This window comes from Pseudomonas sp. FSL R10-0399 (assembly GCF_009600165.1).
Taxonomy (GTDB): Bacteria; Pseudomonadota; Gammaproteobacteria; order Pseudomonadales; family Pseudomonadaceae; genus Aquipseudomonas; species Aquipseudomonas helleri.
The window spans coordinates 15,805-34,073 of the sequence record NZ_WIWK01000064.1 but is presented as its reverse complement, the minus strand read 5'-3'; the positions used below and the strand labels follow the sequence as shown (position 1 = coordinate 34,073).

At 60.4% G+C, this 18,269-nt stretch carries 14 protein-coding genes and 1 pseudogene; 14 read left to right on the top strand and 1 reads right to left on the bottom strand.

Features of this window, described 5'->3' with window-relative positions:
* From GHO41_RS17840 to phaR, 12 genes are all read left to right on the top strand, one after another.
* Positions 1 to 706 (top strand): HlyD family secretion protein (locus GHO41_RS17840; protein WP_153434261.1); only part of this gene is annotated, 706 nt, incomplete at its 5' end.
* A gap of 3 nt (positions 707 to 709) precedes the next feature.
* The gene (rbbA, locus tag GHO41_RS17835; protein ID WP_153327290.1) at positions 710 to 3,451 is read left to right on the top strand and encodes a ribosome-associated ATPase/putative transporter RbbA; all 2,742 of its coding nucleotides are present in this window, start codon (positions 710 to 712) and stop codon (positions 3,449 to 3,451) included.
* 1 nt (position 3,452) lies between these two features.
* Positions 3,453 to 4,577: an ABC transporter permease gene (locus GHO41_RS17830; protein WP_153327292.1), complete on the top strand. Its 1,125-nt coding sequence runs from the start codon at positions 3,453 to 3,455 to the stop codon at positions 4,575 to 4,577.
* 48 nt (positions 4,578 to 4,625) lie between these two features.
* Positions 4,626 to 5,099, top strand: a complete 474-nt coding sequence (locus tag GHO41_RS17825) for a phasin family protein (protein WP_153327294.1) — start codon at positions 4,626 to 4,628, stop codon at positions 5,097 to 5,099.
* The gene (gene phbB, locus GHO41_RS17820) at positions 5,089 to 5,835 is read left to right on the top strand and encodes an acetoacetyl-CoA reductase (protein WP_323370559.1); all 747 of its coding nucleotides are present in this window, start codon (positions 5,089 to 5,091) and stop codon (positions 5,833 to 5,835) included. The genes GHO41_RS17825 and phbB overlap by 11 nt, the downstream gene beginning before the upstream one ends.
* A gap of 92 nt (positions 5,836 to 5,927) precedes the next feature.
* The gene (locus tag GHO41_RS17815; protein ID WP_153327296.1) at positions 5,928 to 7,109 is read left to right on the top strand and encodes an acetyl-CoA C-acetyltransferase; all 1,182 of its coding nucleotides are present in this window, start codon (positions 5,928 to 5,930) and stop codon (positions 7,107 to 7,109) included.
* A gap of 68 nt (positions 7,110 to 7,177) precedes the next feature.
* Positions 7,178 to 9,592, top strand: coding sequence for a DUF3141 domain-containing protein (locus GHO41_RS17810; RefSeq protein ID WP_153327298.1), 2,415 nt, complete (start codon positions 7,178 to 7,180; stop codon positions 9,590 to 9,592).
* Positions 9,589 to 10,989 carry a bifunctional enoyl-CoA hydratase/phosphate acetyltransferase gene (locus GHO41_RS17805; RefSeq protein WP_153327300.1) on the top strand — a complete coding sequence of 467 codons (1,401 nt, stop codon included), beginning with the start codon at positions 9,589 to 9,591 and terminating at the stop codon, positions 10,987 to 10,989. Before GHO41_RS17810 ends, GHO41_RS17805 begins: the two co-directional genes overlap by 4 nt.
* Entirely contained in the window at positions 10,986 to 12,209 is a 1,224-nt protein-coding gene (locus tag GHO41_RS17800) for an acetate/propionate family kinase (protein ID WP_153327302.1), read from the top strand. Before GHO41_RS17805 ends, GHO41_RS17800 begins: the two co-directional genes overlap by 4 nt.
* A gap of 87 nt (positions 12,210 to 12,296) precedes the next feature.
* Positions 12,297 to 13,502 (top strand): sodium/glutamate symporter, encoded by a 1,206-nt coding sequence (gene gltS, locus GHO41_RS17795; protein WP_153327304.1) that lies wholly within the window; start codon positions 12,297 to 12,299, stop codon positions 13,500 to 13,502.
* A gap of 206 nt (positions 13,503 to 13,708) precedes the next feature.
* On the top strand, positions 13,709 to 15,313 hold the full coding sequence (locus GHO41_RS17790; RefSeq protein WP_178126539.1) for an aspartate:alanine exchanger family transporter: 1,605 nt from the start codon (positions 13,709 to 13,711) through the stop codon (positions 15,311 to 15,313).
* 88 nt (positions 15,314 to 15,401) lie between these two features.
* Complete coding sequence (phaR, locus tag GHO41_RS17785) at positions 15,402 to 15,920, top strand: polyhydroxyalkanoate synthesis repressor PhaR (protein WP_153327308.1); 519 nt, start codon at positions 15,402 to 15,404, stop codon at positions 15,918 to 15,920.
* Positions 15,921 to 15,958: 38 nt separating this feature from the next.
* Here the strand turns inward: phaR and phaP are convergent, their stop codons facing one another.
* Positions 15,959 to 16,501, bottom strand: coding sequence for a TIGR01841 family phasin (phaP, locus tag GHO41_RS17780; protein WP_153327310.1), 543 nt, complete (start codon positions 16,499 to 16,501; stop codon positions 15,959 to 15,961).
* A gap of 519 nt (positions 16,502 to 17,020) precedes the next feature.
* On the opposite strand from phaP, the pseudogene GHO41_RS17775 reads away from it, so the two are divergent.
* Positions 17,021 to 17,406: pseudogene (locus GHO41_RS17775) on the top strand (DUF4398 domain-containing protein).
* A gap of 41 nt (positions 17,407 to 17,447) precedes the next feature.
* Positions 17,448 to 18,221 carry an OmpA family protein gene (locus GHO41_RS17770; protein ID WP_153327312.1) on the top strand — a complete coding sequence of 258 codons (774 nt, stop codon included), beginning with the start codon at positions 17,448 to 17,450 and terminating at the stop codon, positions 18,219 to 18,221.
* Positions 18,222 to 18,269 lie beyond the last annotated feature (48 nt).

Sequence of the window (18,269 nt, the reverse complement as noted above, 5' to 3'; positions counted from 1 at the left end):
GGTGGCGCAACGCGAGGCGGAACGGGACGCGGCCCGGAGTCGTCTGGGCCGATCGGAGACGCTGAGCAAGGAAGGTGCGGCGTCACTGCAGGAGCTGGATGATGACCGGGCCCAAACGCTCAGCGCAGAAGCAGCTGTGCTAGCGGCACGTGCACAGGTGGCCTCAGCGCAGTCAGCCGTTCTCGCGGCCAGCGCGCAGGAAGACGGTGCCGTTGCTCGGGTGGCTGCCGCTCAAGCCACCATCAAACGCATTGCCGCCGATATCACCGACAGCCAGCTCACATCGCCGCGTGATGGACGGGTACAGTTGCGTGTCGCGGAACCCGGCGAAGTTCTGGCTGCAGGCGGTCGGGTGCTCAACCTAATTGATGTGGCTGATGTCTACCTGACGTTTTTCCTGCCCGAGACAGTGGCCGGCAGGGTGGCGCTGGGCAGTGACGTACGCCTTATACTTGATGCAGCGCCGCACTTGGTGCTTCCGGCCAAGGTGACATTCGTCGCCAGCACGGCACAGTTCACGCCCAAGACCGTGGAAACCGCCAGTGAGCGGCAAAAACTCATGTTCCGAGTCAAGGCGCAAATCGACCCCGAGTTGCTGCTACGGCATCTTGAGCAGGTGAAAACCGGGCTGCCGGGGGTGGCCTGGATAAAAACGGATGCCGACGCACAATGGCCGGCATCGCTCGCAGTCAGAGTGCCGGAGTAACCAATGTCGACGATTGCGTGCATAGCGCCGGCTGTCCGTCTGCAGGACTTGCGTCTGAGTTATGGCAAGACTGCTGCTCTCAATGGTTTGAATCTGGACATTCCCGCCGATTGCATGGTCGGCCTGATCGGGCCGGATGGTGTAGGGAAGTCCAGCCTGCTGTCGCTGATATCGGGTGCTCGCGCGGTACAGGAAGGGCTGGTCGAGGTGCTTGGCGGGGATATGACGAGCAAGGCTCACCGCAATGCCGTATGTCCGCGTATAGCCTACATGCCGCAAGGTCTGGGCAAGAACCTGTATCCGACGCTGTCGGTCGAGGAGAACCTGCAGTTTTTTGCACGGCTGTTCGGACACGACGCTGCCGAGCGCCGTCGCCGCATCGATGATCTTACCCGCAGCACCGGGCTGCAGCCGTTCCTGTCGCGTCCGGCGGGCAAGCTCTCCGGTGGTATGAAACAGAAGCTCGGGCTCTGTTGCGCGCTGATTCATGATCCTGATCTGCTGATTCTGGATGAGCCGACTACCGGCGTTGATCCGTTGGCGCGCTCGCAGTTCTGGGACTTGATTGAGCGCATCCGCAAAGAACAACCAGGCATGAGCGTGATTGTGGCCACCGCCTATATGGACGAGGCCCAGGGGTTCGATTGGCTGGTGGCGATGGATGACGGGGAGGTATTGGCCACGGGTACGCCGCAGGAGCTGCTTGCCAGCACAGACAGCCCATCGCTCGAAACCGCTTTCATCCGCTTATTGCCGGAAGAGAAAAGGCGTGGTCACAAACCTGTCGAGATTCCGCCGCTGGATGTTCATGACGATGATATTGCCATCGAAGCCCAGAACCTGACCATGCGCTTTGGCGACTTCGTTGCCGTCGATAACGTCTCCTTTCGTATCCGGCGCGGCGAGATTTTCGGCTTTCTCGGCTCCAATGGTTGTGGCAAGTCGACCACCATGAAGATGTTGACCGGTCTGCTGCCCGCCACCGAAGGCCAGGCCTCGCTGTTCGGCAACGAAGTCGATCCAAAGGATATCGACACCCGCCGTCGTGTTGGCTATATGACGCAGGCCTTCTCACTCTACAGTGAACTCACCGTGCGCCAGAATCTGGTGCTGCATGCCCAGCTGTTTCATGTGCCGGAGGAGCAGGTGTTGGCAAGGGTGGAGGAGATGGCTGAGCGCTTCGGTTTGCTGCAGGTTATGGAAAGCCTGCCCGACAGCATTCCGCTCGGCATGCGCCAGCGCCTGTCGTTGGCGGTGGCCATGGTGCATGGCCCGGAAATACTGATTCTGGACGAGCCGACCTCGGGTGTGGACCCCATTGCGCGGGATAACTTCTGGCGCTTGCTCGTCGAGCTGTCGCGGCGGGACAAGGTCACCATCTTTATCTCCACCCACTTCATGAACGAGGCCGAGCGCTGCGACCGCATGTCAATGATGCATGCCGGCAAGGTGCTGGACAGCGACGCACCGGCGCGGCTGGTGGAAAAGCGCGGTGCAGCCACTCTGGAAGAAGCCTTTATCGGCTACCTGGTCGAGGCCGGAGGTGGTACCCCGCAAGAGGACTCGGACACTAGCGTTGCCGAAACAGCCCAGGCTCCGGCGGCCCACGCGGTCACCCATAAACGCTTCAGTTTTCAGCGCATGGCCAGCTATGCCTGGCGCGAATCGCTGGAGTTGCAGCGCGATCCGGTACGCCTGACCATGGCGCTGGCCGGCTCGTTGATCTTGATGTTCGTCATGGGCTTTGGCATCAGTATGGATGTTGAGGATCTGACCTATGCGGTGCTTGATCGTGACCAGACGACGATCAGCCAGAATTACGCATTGAACCTGTCCGGCTCTCGCTACTTCATTGAGCAAGCGCCGATTCTCGACTATGAGGACCTGGACCGACGCATGCGCAGCGGAGAGCTTTCGCTGGCCGTGGAGATCCCGTCTGGCTTCGGTCGTGATGTGCTGCGTGGCCGGACTACAGAAGTCGGCGCCTGGATCGACGGGGCGATGCCTTCCCGTGCCGAAACCGTGCAGGGCTATGTTCAAGGCATCCACCAACAATGGTTGCAGGAACAAGCGGCGGTAGTGGGCATCTCGATGGCCAGCACCGCCACCATCGAGCCACGCTTTCGCTACAACCCGGACGTGAAAAGCCTGCCAGCCATGGTGCCTGCGGTGATCCCGTTATTGTTGCTGATGTTGCCTGCCATGCTCACCGCGCTGTCCGTGGTGCGTGAAAAGGAGCTCGGCTCGATTGTCAATCTGTACGTCACGCCCGTCACCCGGCTGGAGTTTCTACTGGGCAAGCAGTTTCCCTACCTGGTGCTGGCGATGCTCAACTTCCTGTGCATGAGCCTGTTGGCTGTCACGCTATTTGATGTGCCGGTGACGGGCAGCTTTCTAGCGCTGGCTGTAGCAACGCTGCTGTTCTGCATCAGCTCGACCGGGATGGGCCTGCTGGCGTCGACCGTGACCAACAGTCAGATCGCGGCGATGTTCATTGCCATGGTTGGCACCATGATGCCAGCGATGCAATTCGCTGGCCTGACCAATCCGGTTTCCTCGCTCGAAGGGGCGGGTCGCATCATCGGCGAAATTTATCCGGCAACGCACATGATCACCATCAGCCGTGGGGTCTTCAACAAGGCGCTGGGCCTTGGTGACCTGTCCGGCTCGCTGTGGCCCATGCTGTTGGCCGTACCGGTCATCATGGGAGCGGCGGTGATGCTGCTCCGCAAACAGGATCGTTGATATGCGTCATCTGAAAAACATTTTTCGCCTTGGTCGTAAAGAACTGTGGAGTCTGGTGCGCGATCCGATGCTGCTGCTGCTGATCTTCTTTGTCTTCACAGTGCAGATCTACACCTCGGCCACTTCCATGCCGGAAACCCTGAGTGGCACGCCGATCGCCATCGTCGACGAAGACAATACGCCTTTGTCCGCACGCATCAGTTCGGCGTTCCTGCCACCGTATTTCACCCGGCCGGCGATGATTTCGCTCAGCGAGATGGATTCGGGCATGGACAGTGGCCAATACACCTTCGTGCTCAATATCCCACCGAACTTTCAGCGCGACGTATTGGCTGGCAGAGCCCCTGAGCTCCAGCTCAACATCGATGCCACCCGCATGAGCCAGGCTTTTTCCGGGAATGGCTATGTGCAAGAGATCGTCATGGCGGAGATCAGCGAGTTTGTCCAGAGCTATCGGGGGGATGCGAAGCTGCCTGTCGATCTGGCGCTGCGCGCACGCTTCAACCCCACGCTGGAAAAATCCTGGTTCGGCGGGGTGATGGAGATCATCAACTCGGTGTCCATGCTGGCGATCATGCTCACCGGGGCGGCGCTGATCCGCGAGCGCGAACACGGCACCATCGAGCATCTGCTGGCGATGCCGGTCACGCCGGCGGAAATCATGATCGCGAAGGTCTGGTCGATGGGCTTGGTGGTGCTGCTGGCGACTGGCGGGTCGTTGACATTCGTCGTGCGTGGCCTGTTGCAGGTGCCCATCGAGGGCTCGGTTGCCTTGTTCCTGAGCGGCGCGGCGCTGTGCCTGTTTGCGATGACCTCGCTTGGCATCTACATGGCCACGCTGGCCCGCACCATGCCGCAGTTCGGCTTGTTGTTGATGCTGACGCTGATGCCCCTGCAGATGTTGTCGGGCGGCGCCACCCCGCGCGAGAGCATGCCCGAGTTCGTGCAGAACCTGATGTTGGTGGCCCCTACCACGCACTTCGTCGATCTGAGCCAGGCGATTTTGTACCGCGGCGCAGGACTGGAGGTGGTCTGGAAACCGTTTTTGGCGCTGGCAGTGATCGGCACGGTGCTGTTCATGTTGTCGCTGTCGCGCTTTCGCAAGACCATCACGCAGATGGCCTGATACTGCTCCCCAACAGGAGCTCCCTAGTCAATGCTGAGGAAATCACCTATGCATACCGGAATCGAAAACACCCTGCCTCTGACCCTGTTCAAGGCCAATCTTGAACTGCAACTGCAGATCAATCGGTTGCTGCAGGAAAACGGTCATCAATGGCTGGAGGCCGCCACGCGTGCCAGCAGCAAAGCCATCGCCGAATCCGGTGCCAACATCGAGGATCTCCTCAAGGCAGGCAACTGGCAGGCACTTGCCACCCTGCCTAGCGAAGGTTTCTGGCGCAAGTTCCAACAACAGGTTGGGGACGCACAGACGTCTGCGCAGACTGCCATCAGTGCCCAGACGGCGTTCACCACGGGTCTGCAACAAGCCATCCAGGTATGGCAGAAAACTACCCTCGAGACCGTTGGTAGCGGAACAGCGGCCAGCTCACCGTTCGACGACCTGTTCAAACAGTGGGGAGCGGTATGGGCATCGGCTACCGACTCGGCAAACCAGGCAGCGAACAGGAGTGCGAATCGTGGCTGAACAACGTACTGCATTGATCACCGGTGGCATGGGTGGGCTGGGCGAAGTCATCGCGCGGACCCTGCACGACGCTGGACACAGGGTTCTCGTCACCTATTCACCAGGCAACGATCACGCCCCGACATGGCTCTCCGAGCAAGCGGCAGATGGCTATAAGTTCTCAGCCTATGCGGTGGACGTTGCGGATGACGTTTCTTGCCAGGCGATGGTCGAGAAGATCCACGCTGATGGCCATCGGATCGATATTCTGGTCAACAACGCTGGCACCACTCGCGACGGCACTTTCCGCAAGATGAGCAAGGTCAACTGGGACGCGGTGCTGCGCACCAACCTTGATTCGGTGTTCAACGTTACCCGACCGCTGCTCGACGGCATGCTTGAGCGCGGCTGGGGTCGGATCATCAATATCTCATCGATCAACGGCAACAAGGGGCAGTTCGGTCAGACCAACTACTCGGCAGCCAAGGCCGGGATGCACGGCTTCACCAAGGCACTGGCGCAGGAAGTCGCCAGAAAAGGGGTGACGGTCAATACCGTCTCGCCCGGCTATCTGTCAACCAAAATGGTCACTGCTGTTCCCGAGGATGTGCTGGGGCAGATCGTTGCCGGTATCCCGGTCGGTCGTCTCGGCAAACCTGAGGAGATCGCCGGCCTGATCGCCTTTATCGCCAGCGCTGCCGGTGCGTTCATGACGGGCAGCAACGTGTCGATGAATGGTGGCCAACACATGTACTGAGTCACTGCTGCCTTGATGCCAGGGGGACGCCTGTCGCTCCTACGGGACTGTCTTCCTGGCGCTTTCCGACCCTTCAGACCTGAGGTTAGAACATGAGTGATATCGCAATCCTGGCTGCTACCCGTACTGCCATCGGCAGCTTCCAGGGCAGTCTTTCTGGCATTCCTGCCCACGAACTGGGCGCTCACTTGATACGGGACATTCTGCAGCGCACCGGCGTGCCCGCTGCGGACATCGATGAGGTGATCCTCGGTCAGATCCTGACCGCCGGCAGCGGTCAGAACCCGGCTCGCCAGTCGGCGATCGCTGCTGGCCTGCCGTACACTGTGCCCGCGCTGACCATCAACAAGGTGTGCGGCTCCGGGCTGAAAGCGGTGCAGCTGGCGGCTCAGGCTATCCGCAGCGGTGACGCTGAGCTGGTGTTGGTCGGCGGTCAGGAAAACATGAGCCTGGCGCCTTATGTGCTGCCCAAGGCCCGCACCGGCCTGCATCTGGGCCACGTTCAGATGCAGGACAGCCTGATCCGCGACGGCCTGTGGGATGCCTTCAACGATTACCATATGGGCATCACCGCCGAGAATCTGGCCGAGCGCGATGCGCTGACGCGTGAGCAGCAGGATGCCTTTGCCGCAGCCTCTCAGCAGAAGGCCGCCGCCGCGCTGGCCGACGGCCGCTTCAGGGACGAGATCACCCCGATCAGCATCCCGCAGCGTAAGGGTGATCCGATCGTGTTCGACACCGATGAGCAACCGCGTGCTGGCACGACCGTCGAGGCGCTGGCCAGACTCAAGCCGGCCTTCAAGAAGGAGGGCACGGTCACCGCCGGCAATGCCTCGACGCTCAACGATGGGGCAGCGGTGCTGTTGCTGGCCAGTGCGGACAAAGCCAAGGCACTGGGCTTGCCGGTGCTGGCCTGGATCAAGGCCTGGGCCACCGCAGGTGTTGATCCGGCGATCATGGGCATTGGCCCGGTTCCGGCTACCCGCCGCACACTGGAGAAGGCCGGCTGGTCACTGGACGACCTTGATCTGATCGAAGCCAACGAAGCTTTTGCTGCGCAATCCCTGGCTGTGGCCCAGGAGCTGGGCTGGGATATGTCCCGAGTCAATGTCAATGGCGGCGCGATAGCCCTCGGGCACCCGATCGGTGCGTCGGGTGCCCGCATTCTGGTGACGCTGGTACATGAACTGATCCGCCGCGATGCGCGCAAGGGGCTGGCGACTCTGTGTATCGGCGGTGGCCAGGGCATCGCGCTGGCCGTAGAACGGGGCTGAGCGCCGTCGCAGGCGCCAGAGGGTACTTTCAACGTAGTTATCCCTTATTTACATTCGAGGTAAACACCATGACCGGTACGACATCGACCAACCCGCAGTGGACTCCGCTGCTCGCCAATCCATTGGAACTGGCGCAGACCGCGACCAGCTATAGCATCGACGCCTGGCAGCGGACGCTGCTGTACGCCGACGTGCGGCGGCAGCGCGGAGACCAGTACAGTGCCCACCTGGCGGAACAAGTGCCAAACGTGCTGAGCTTTCCCAGCGAACCGGTGATGTCCGGGCTCGATCTGCCCCGACCGGTGAACTACGGGATGGTACGCATCCTGCCGACAGCCGATCAGCCGGTGGATAATGAAAAGCGCCCGTTCGTGGTGATTGACCCGCGCGCCGGTCATGGCCCTGGTATTGGCGGTTTCAAGCCAGATAGTGAAGTCGGTGCGGCGATGAAGGCGGGCCATCCTTGCTACTTCGTCGGCTTTCTGCCCGATCCGGTGCCGGGACAGACCATCGAAGATGTCATGCGGGCGCAGGCCGAGTTTGTCCGTCGCGCTGGGGAGCTGCATCCGGATAGCCGTGGCAAGCCGGCAGTGATTGGTAATTGCCAGGCTGGCTGGCAGGTACTGATGGCCGCCTCGTTGTGGCCGGAATTGTTCGGCCCCATCATCGTCGCCGGGGCGCCGCTGTCCTACTGGGCCGGTGATAACCCGATGCGTTATGCCGGTGGCCTGCTCGGCGGCAGCTGGATGACTGCACTGACCAGCGATGTGGGGGCGGGGCGCTTCGATGGCGCCTGGCTGGTGCAGAACTTTGAAAGCCTGGATCCCGCCAACACCTGGTGGAGCAAGCCCTACAATCTGTATTCCAAGGTTGATACTGAAGCTCCACGCTATCTGGGGTTCGAGAAGTACTGGGGCGGCTATGTGTTCCTCAATGATGTCGAAATGCAATACATCGTCGACAACCTGTTCATTGGCAACAAGCTTGCCACAGCTGAACTGGTGACCGCCGACGGCTTGCGCATAGACCTGCGCAATATTCGCTCACCGATTCTGGTGTTCTCATCGTATGGCGACAACATCACGCCGCCGGCGCAGGCGCTGGGCTGGATCACCGATCTGTATCGTGATGACGCCGACGTGCTCGGCCATAACCAGACCATCGTCTACGCCACCCATGACAGCATTGGTCATCTGGGCATCTTTGTGTCGGGCAGCGTAGGGCGCAAGGAGCATACTGAGTTCGCTGCCAGCATCGACATCATCGACTTGCTGCCGGTGGGCATCTACCGGGCGGACGTCGAGGGTGTCCCGGAGGCCGAGCCTAATGGTGTATTGGACGACGAACACACCATGCGGATTCAACGCAGCAGCGTTGATGAGGTGCGTGCGATCGTCAAGCCTGACCCGGAAAGCGAACGCCGGTTTGCTGCGGCTGCACAGTCGTCACAAATCAATCTGGGACTCTACCGGAATGTCCTGCAGCCCTGGGTCAGAGCGTTCTCTACTCCCTATACCGCACAATGGCTGCAAACAATGCATCCGCTGCGCGTGTCCTATGAATGGTGGTCGAGCAAGCACCCACTTGCTCCAGCACTGGAGCAGGCTGCACAGCAGGTGCGTGAACAACGCAGGCCTGTCGATGCGGACAACCCTTTCCTGCGTGCCCAGAAAGAGCTGTCCGATGCGGTTGAGCAGGCACTCGATCGCTTTCGGGATCACCGTGACCAGATCTATGCCGGGGTGTTCAATATGCTCTATGGGTCGCCCTGGGCAAAGGCCCTGGCCGGCCAGGTTGACGTTGATGACAAGCCGGGGCGGGCGCACCCGGGTGACTCACCCGAACATCGTGCCTTTATCGAGCGCGAACTAGCGCAGTTGCCGGCCCGTATGCTCCAGGGCGGCGTGCTGGAGGCGGGTACGCGCGCGGTGTTCTACGTGCTGCGCAATCGCAGCGAGGTGGACACCCGACGCTACCGCTATGCCTCGCAATTGCAGCAAGACACTTCTCTGGTTGAGAATCTTGACATGACTGCGTTGCGGCATCTGGTGCGCAGCCAGGCGATGCTGATGACGCTTGACATGGATTCAGCCATTACCGCCATCCCCGGTCTACTGGCGGACACCCCCGCGTCGGACATTCGGGCCCAGATGCGCCGCGTTGAACAAGCCGTCCGCTCTGGCAGCGATCAGTTGACCAGCGACGAGGTGGCATCCCTCAAGCAGGTTCTGGCGCTGTTCGATGCGCCGGCGAGCCAGCGTGAGACGAGTACGCTGAAGACTGATGCAGCTGAATCACCGGAGGCAGCCTCTCCAAAAGCACCCGCTACGGGGACCAAGCCCCGCAGCACTCGGGCCACAGCTGCCCGATCGGCGAAACCTGCCTCTTCTGCGAAAACCAGCGCCGATCCGGGTTCGACGTCTGCCCCAGCCGGGCCAGCCAAGCCCAAGCCCAAGCCAGCCAACCGCAAGGAACCATCATGAGCTGGAGCCTGCGCAACCGCACCTTCGACGAGTTGACCATCGGCGAGAGCGCCAGCGTGGAGCGCACGCTGACCGTCGAGGATATTCAGCTGTTCGCCTTGCAGTCGGGTGATCTCAACCCGCAACACGTCGATCCCGAGTTTGCTGCCTCGACGCGGTTTCAGGGCGTCATCGCCCATGGTATGTGGGGTGGCGCGCTGATTTCGGGCGTACTCGGCACTCGCTTGCCAGGTCCGGGGTCGGTCTATCACAGCCAGCATTTGCGTTTTCTCCAGCCGATCAAGCTGGGTGACACTGTGCGCGTCAGCGTCACCGTCAGCGCGCTGGACCCCGAGCGCCAGCGCGTGACGCTGGATTGTCGTTGCGTCAACCAGTCCGGCGACATCGTGATAGAGGGCGAAGCCGAGATCATCGCCGCGACCGAGCGCATCGAGCTGGACAGCGCCACACTGCCGGAAGTCCGGCTGGTGGCAGGCAGCGGCGAGGGCCTTGAACGCTTGCTGGATCATGTACGACCGCTCGGGCCGGTGTGCACGGCCGTGGTGCATCCCTGCGACGCATTGAGCCTGTCAGCGGCATTGGATGCCCACCGGGCCGGGCTCATAGAGGCGGTTCTGGTGGCTCCCCGTACACGGCTGCAAGCCGTCGCCGCCGAGGCCGGACTCGATCTGACCGGCATCGCCATCGAAGATGTGCCGCACAGCCATGCCGCCGCAGAGCGAGCGGCGGCGATGGCGGGCAAGGGCGAGGTCCAGGCGCTGATGAAAGGCAGTCTGCATACTGATGAGCTGATGGCTGCGGTGCTGGCCACCGCAGCCGGGCTGCGCACCAAACGCCGTATCAGCCATTGCTTCCTGATGCAGACTCCGACCTATCCGCGGCCCTTCATCATTACGGATGCGGCCGTCAACATCGCACCCGGCCTGGAAGCCAAGGCCGATATCATCCGCAACGCGATCGACCTGGCCCATGCCATCGGCGTTGAGCAGCCGCGCGTAGCAATCCTGGCAGCGGTCGAAACCATCAACCCGGCCATGCCCGCCACGCTCGATGCAGCTGCATTGTGCAAGATGGCTGACCGCGGGCAGATCACTGGTGGCCTGCTCGACGGGCCGCTGGCTTTCGACAATGCGGTGTCTCCCGCTGCGGCGCGCATCAAGGGCATTGAGTCGCCGGTCGCCGGCCAGGCCGATATCCTGGTGGTGCCCGACCTGGAAAGCGGCAACATGCTTGCCAAGCAGATTGAGTTCATGGGCCACGGAGCCAGCGCCGGTATCGTGCTGGGTGCCAAGGTGCCCATCGTCCTGACCAGCCGCGCCGACTCGCGGGAAAACCGCATTGCCTCCTGCGCGATCGCCGTGCTGCTCGCCCACCATTACCAGAACAGCCCCCCATGACCCAGCCAAACGACCGATACGCCAGGCATGGCGACCTGATCCTGGTGCTCAACTGCGGCTCGTCAAGCATCAAGTTCGCGCTGTTCGATGCCGGCCAATCGCCGCTGCCGCGTGTGCCGGTCTGGAACGGCAAGGTACAGGGCATCGGCGGCCCCATGCCCAGCTACGGCGAAACCGGCATGATCCCGACAGAGCTAACACTGGACCGGGAGAATCCTTACCGTGCGGCCCTGCAACGCATCGAACAGGGCGTGCTGGCGCGCCTGGATGGGCGCAAGCTGTGCGGCGTTGCCCATCGGGTTGTACATGGCGGCAGCAAGTATTTTGCTTCGGTGCGGGCGGACGAGGCGGTGCTGGCTGACCTGAAAACCTACATTCCACTGGCCCCGCTGCATCAGCCATTTGCACTGGAGGCGATCGAAGCGTTTTTGATCCTGCACCCGGCGCTGCCGCAGGTAGCCTGCTTCGATACGGCATTCCATCACTCCCTGCCCAGGGTCGAACAACTGCTGCCGTTGCCGTATGTCGCTTGGGAACGCGGTATGCGCCGCTATGGCTTCCATGGACTGTCGTACGAGTACCTGTCGGTAGCGTTGCCCGAGCGCCACGGCGAGCGGGCCCGTGGCCGCACCATCGTGGCGCATCTTGGCAGCGGTGCCAGCCTGTGTGCGATGCGCGATCTGCAGAGCGTCGCCACGACCATGGGCTTTTCCGCGCTCGACGGATTGATGATGGGCACGCGTACCGGCGCGCTCGATCCCGGTGCGGTGCTGTACCTGATGGAAATCGAGAAGCTGACGCTGGAACAGGTGGGGCAGGTGCTCTATCAGCAGTCCGGTCTGCTCGGCGTTTCGGGACATTCATCCGAGCCACGCGTGTTGCTGCCGCTGGAAACAGAGGACAGTGAGATCGGCGCCCGGGCCCGCGACGCACTGGCACTGTATGTGAACCGCATCGTGCGCGAGATCGGCGCACTGATTGCTGTGCTCGGAGGGCTTGATCTGCTGGTTTTCACCGCTGGGGTGGGTGAGCACAGCGCGGAGATTCGCCGGCGGGTCTGCACTGCGTTCGAGTTCCTCGGCGCGCGCGTGGACGCAGCCGCGAATGCTGCCGACGCGCCGGTCATTTCTGCGCCCGGCAGTGCCATTGTGATCGGCGTCGAACCAACCAACGAAGAGTGGATTGCCGCACGGCAAGCGCAGGCACTGCTGATACGTTGAGTTGCACCTTCATCGTCCTGTAGGCGGGGCGCTCAATAACCCGAGCGGCCCCGTGTTTAGCGGTTTTCACCATAAGTAAGGTTTCTGATGCAGATCGATCCATTTCTCGGCTTCACCCTGGCCATCCTGCTACTGTTCATCGGCAAAGGGGTGGTGGGGCGTATCGAACTTCTGCGTCGCTACAGCATTCCCGAAGCAATGATAGGCGGCGTATTCTGCGCGGTGCTGGTCTGTGTTCTGTACTACACCCTCGGTGTTGAAGTCACCTTCGACCTGGGTGCGCGCGACCTTTTGCTGCTCTATTTCTTCGCCGCCATTGGCCTGAACACCAGCCTGCGCACGCTGGCCCAGGGCGGGCGCCCGCTGCTGATACTGGCCGTGTTGGCGGTGGTCTTCATGGTGCTGCAGAATCTGGTTGGCATGGGGCTGGCCGGCGCATATGGCATGGATCCCCGTGCGGGACTGATGGTGGGATCGGTTTCCTTGACCGGCGGTGTTGGCACGACCCTGGCCTGGACCCCGCATTTTGTTGAGACCCTGGGGATCGAAGGAGCGGCCGAACTGGGCCTGTCGGCCAATATGATCGGGTTGATGGCTGCTTGCCTGATCGGCGGCCCGATCGCGGGTGTGCTTATGCGCGTGTACCAGATCACACCTTCGGGTGATATGGCGCTCGAGATCGGCACCTTGCATAGTAACGAGCTGCATTCCCGGCTCGACTACCACGGTGTGCTGCTGGCGTTGCTCTGGCTGAACCTCACGCTGATGTTGGGGCAGGGGATAAGCACCCTCGTCGCCATGACCCCGCTCAAATTGCCCGCTTTTGTCGGCTGTCTGCTCGCCGGCATCATCCTGCGAGCGATGGCTGACATGGTGGTACCCAACGAACGGGGCCGTCTGTGGAACTTGCCCAGCATGCGCCCGGGGTTGGCGTTGATTTCTGATATCTGCCTGGGACTATTTCTGACCATGGCGCTGATGGGGCTGAAGTTCTGGGAGCTGCAACCTGTGCTCGGGTTCATCACCGTCGCCATGTTGTTGCAGATCACGCTGGTGGTGGTCTTCGTCTTCTTTGTGGTGTTTCCCGCAATGGGCCGTAACTACGAGTCGGCGGTGATCTGCTCGGGGTTCGGCGGCGTCGCACTGGGCTCGACCGCGACGGCCATTGCCAGCATGACCGCTGTGACCCGGGAGTTTGGTGCCGCGCGGCAGGCGTTCATCGTGGTGCCGTTGGTGTGTGGCTTCCTGATTGATCTCGCCAATGCTGTAGTGATTGGCCTGATGGCTGGCTGATGCGGTCAATGATCTGGATTCAACTTATAAACAGGGTAATCACGCTATGAAGACCCCCACTATCCCGAGACACCGCTTCAGCGGCTCTGCGATCGAGCCGCAATCCGGTGTACCGGATGTGGCCATCGACGTGTACGAGCAAGAAGCCGAGGTGTTCTTCGACTGAATTTCGATGTGGTGAGTGGGCAACCGCAAGGAGTATGAAAATGCAAAGTATCGGAGCTTTCCTCGACTCGCAGCCGTTTATTGCGCTGTTCCTTGTCGTGGGTCTGGGCTATGCGCTGGGCCGGGTAACGATCGGGGGGTTCTCGCTGGGCATCGGCGCGGTGCTGTTCGTGGGTCTGGCCTTTGGTGCGATCGCGCCAAAGGCCACGCCGCCCGGCTTGTTGAGCAGCATCGGACTGAGTTTGTTCCTGTACTGCACCGGCATCCAGTACGGCCGCACCTTCTTCAAAGGGTTGGTCAGCAGTTTTGGCCTACGCGCCAATCTGCTCGCGGCGGTGGCGGTGCTGGCCAGTAGCGCGGCCGCCATGCTCTGCGCCCGCTGGTTCGACTTCAGTGTCGCCAGCGCCACCGGTGTGTTTGCCGGCTCGCTGACCAGCACCGCCAGTATGCAGACTGCGATCACAGCTTCCGGCAGCGACATGCCGGCCGTGGCTTATGCAGTCGCCTATCCCTTCGGTGTGTTCGGCCCGATCCTGCTGTTCTTCCTCACTCACAAGCTGCTGCGCTCAAAGGTCGAGGCGCTGGGCAGTCAGCACCTACGGGCTGGAGAGGTCAGCGTCGAAGAGGCCGGACTGGCCGGGATCACGATCGGCGAGGTGCGGAAAAAGTTGCCAGCGGGTACTGCGATCACCTTGCTGCGTAGGGACGGCAGCAACCAACTGGTGGACAGGGACACGGTACTGAAGTCCGGCGACCTGATGCTGGTGTCCGGGCAGTCCGCTGCCATCCGCAGCCTCGATCTGCCCCCGAACCAGGGTGCCATCCGCAGCGATCGCCACGACCTTGACCTGGTGCTGATCCACGTATCGCGTGAACAACTGGTCGGGAAGCGGCTGGACCAGTTGCCGCTGCCGGAGGACGTTTCCTGTCGGATCCTGCAGGTTCGCCGTGGCGACGTCGACCTAGTGCCGACGGCTGATCTGGTGATTGAGTACGGTGACCAGGTCGGTGTGCTGGCACCGCCCGAGCACATGGACAAGTTCAGCAAGATATTCGGTGATTCGGTCAATGCCGAAGCACAGTTCTCGTTTATGTCGTTCGGCCTTGGGATTGCCGCTGGCGGTCTGCTCGGCCTGCTGCCGATTCCGATTCCGGGCATCGGCGTGGTGCACTTGGGTACAGCCGGTGGCGTGATCGTCACCGCGCTGGTGCTTGGCTACCTGCGCCGACTGGGACCGTTCGACTGGACCCTGCCGCAGGTCACCAACACGATTGTGCGCAACTTCGGACTGACGGTGTTCCTGGCTGGCGTGGGGCTGGCTTCGGGCGAGCCGTTCGTGCGCAGCATTGCCCAGGACGGGCTGCTCTTGCTGCTCGCCGGCATCATTCAGGTGTTGGTGGTCGTGCTGGTCGTGATCTTCGGCGGCTGGTTCGTGCTGCGCATGAAGTACGACGACCTGCTGGGGATCGCCTCGGGCGCCACCGGTAACCCCGCGATCCTCGCCTACGGCAATCAGCTATGTCCCACCGGGCGGCCGAACACGGGCTACGCGATAATCTTCCCCGGTGTCGGTACCATTCTCAAGATCGTGCTGGTTCAGGTGATGCTCGGTGCAGATGCGGATGTGGACCCATCGCCAGAATGACGAAGCTCGCAGTCAAAGAGACCCTGATCTGACTCCGGGGGAACTGAGGTACACTGGCACGGTTCATTAATCTGGTAAAAAATTATCCATGCCTTCTGATAAAACCCAGCGTCTGATAAAGAAATACCCCAATCGCCGACTGTACGACACCAGCAGCAGCACCCATGTCACGCTGGGGGATGTCCGGCAGATGGTAGTCGAGGAGATCTCTTTTCAGATTGTCGATGCGAAAAGCGGAGAAGACCTGACTCGCAGCATATTGATGCAGATCATTCAAGAAGCTGAAAATGATGGCACGCCTATTTTCTCCAGCGACATGCTAAAGAACCTCATTCGTTTCTACGGCCCATTTCAGGGGATGCTCGGTGGCTATTTGGAAAAAAGCGTCCAGACCGTCCTAGATGTCCAGGCACAAGTCAGCACACAGTCGCCTCAGGCCTGGAGTGAATTCATGCAGCAACAGGCCCCGGTGATGCAAAGTCTGATGCAGCAGTACCTCGAACAGTCGAAAAATCTTTACCTGAATAGCCAGAATCTATTCGGCATGTTCGGTACTCCGCTATTTGTCCAGCCGAAGCCTGACAAAAAAAATGACGACACGGAGTAATCCGGATCGCCATCGTCACAGCACTGACAGACTTTGTTTCAAGCAGCAGGTTTGCGCGACTTGCTAGCAGTAGTTGCTGCTGCGATATTGCTTTCTGCCATTTCAGTCACCTGTTTGGCTACCTTCTGTGCGCTTTCATAGGCGCTCCCAGCGGTTTTTAGCACCGATTTAAGCGCCGCCACGGCAGGCTCTGAGCCGGCAGGGGCATGCTTGGCAACTTCCTCAACGATCTCCTGAGCCTGCTTTGCGCCTTGGGCAACCTGCTCCTCGGCCAGTTTGGCGATTTCCGTCTGAGTACCAGATACCAATTCGTATACCTGACGATTGAACTCCAGCGCACTCTCAATCTGGGCAGTGGGCTGGGCAAGGATGGCCTTCCAATCGGTGAAGGCTTGTGGGTCGCGTGCAGAACTCAACAGACGCAGGTTCTCGAACTGAGTCTCAGTGCTGGCGCGCAGTGTTTTCAGATGAAGTTGGCTCAGTTGCTCAGTACTCTCGAACAGTTTTACTGCTACTTGTTGCAGCTGATCAATGTTGGACTTCTGGGCGCTGGACAGCTTTTCTATATCGAACAGGTACATGGTCGAGTCTCCTGGATAATAAGCGCAATTGCGCCTGATAGACTCGAGCATGCCGCATGGCGTGATCGAGCCTGTTGCGGTGCCCCTGCCGAAACTGAAGCACATCTCTATTGTTGCACTGCACAATTTTCGATGCAATATCGTTTTTGTGCGATGCGGTAATTATCCCTTGCGTAGGTCACTTTCGTGGTGATTCCAGGGGGGGGGCGCCTGTTTTGGTTTTAAGGTAGGCATGCTGCGGTCGAGTAGGGGCTTGCCAACCCTGGGGCTCCATCCTAGGCAGCGAGGGGGATAGCTGTTAATCATATTTTATTGCAAAGCAAAATAATAGAGTTTGACTGTCCTGCTTTGTCTGACATATCTCTGGGGACAATGCAGTGGTGTGGGCGGACGTTGCCTAAGCTACCTGTCAATTCAATAATCGCCCGCCCTGAACCCGGGTACCGGGTAGCGAGACATCGTCATAGATAGTCAGACTCTCCCGTGTTGACGTTATGTATTCATTTTGGAGTCGGAACTATGTCAGATCACTTCGTTTTACACGCATCAAAACAATTATTGGCCGCCGCGACTCTTGGCGTAGCGATCATGCTCGCTGGCTGTGCTAGTACCCGCCCACCGCTCAACTGGCCGTTGCCCAGCAAGCACTCAATGCCGCGGATACAGCTCAGAGCGCCGAGTTTGCCCTAGTAGAGCTGCGTAAGGCCCGAGAAAAACTGATGCAGGCCGAACAGGCCAATACCGCAAAAGAGTATGACCGCGCCAGATATCTGGCCGAGCAGGCTGAATGGGATGCTCGCGTAGCGGAACGTAAAGCCAATGCCGAGAAGGCCAAGCGCGGACTGCAGGAAGCCGAGCAGGGCACCATTGAATTGCGCGAAGAAAGTCTACGCAACGTCAAGTAATCCATTTCGGTCATTTTGCCATTTTCAAGGAGTAGTTTTCCATGCGTACTCATCTCGCCCTACCTGCCTGTTTTGCTCTGAGCCTGGTGCTCACTGGCTGTGCCTCGAACGCGGTAAACCCCAATCTGGAGCAAGCTCGGCAGGACGTAAGCAACCTGCAGAATCACCCCCAGGCTCGACAGTTGGCGGCGATTGAAACCGAAGACGCGGCCAAGTACCTTAACCGTGTAGAGCAAGCGGTGAAAGATGGCGCCAAGGATCCTGAGATTGATCACATGGCTTATCTCGCCGAGCAGCGAGTGGCCCTGGCGCTGCAGACCATCGAATTACGCGCCACGGAAAAAGAGCTGGAAGGCGTCTCGGCAAAACGCGCGCAAACTCGTCTTGAAGCACGTGAAGCTCAGATTCGCCAGCTCGAAGAGAAACTCAACGCCAAGCAGACCGATCGCGGTTCAGTGGTCACCTTTGGCAACGTGTTGTTCGACCTCAGCAAGGCCGATCTGATGCCTGCTGCCATGTCGGATATCCGTAACCTGGCCAAATTCCTCCAGGATAACCCCCAGCGCAAAGTGATGATTGAAGGCTTTACCGACAGCACCGGAGCCGATGCTTTCAACCTGCAACTGTCGCAAGCGCGCGCCGACTCGGTACGCCATGCACTGGTGCGTGAAGGTGTATCGCCTGGCCGTATCGAAACCGTTGGACTTGGTAAGGCCCATCCGGTCGCTGACAACAACACACCTGCTTCACGGGCGATGAATCGCCGCGTTGAAGTCACTGTTTCCCACGATGCGCAGAATGTTCCCGCCCGTTAATTGATTCAACCAGACTGCCCCGTGCCTGTCAGGCCTGGGCAGTCTCGG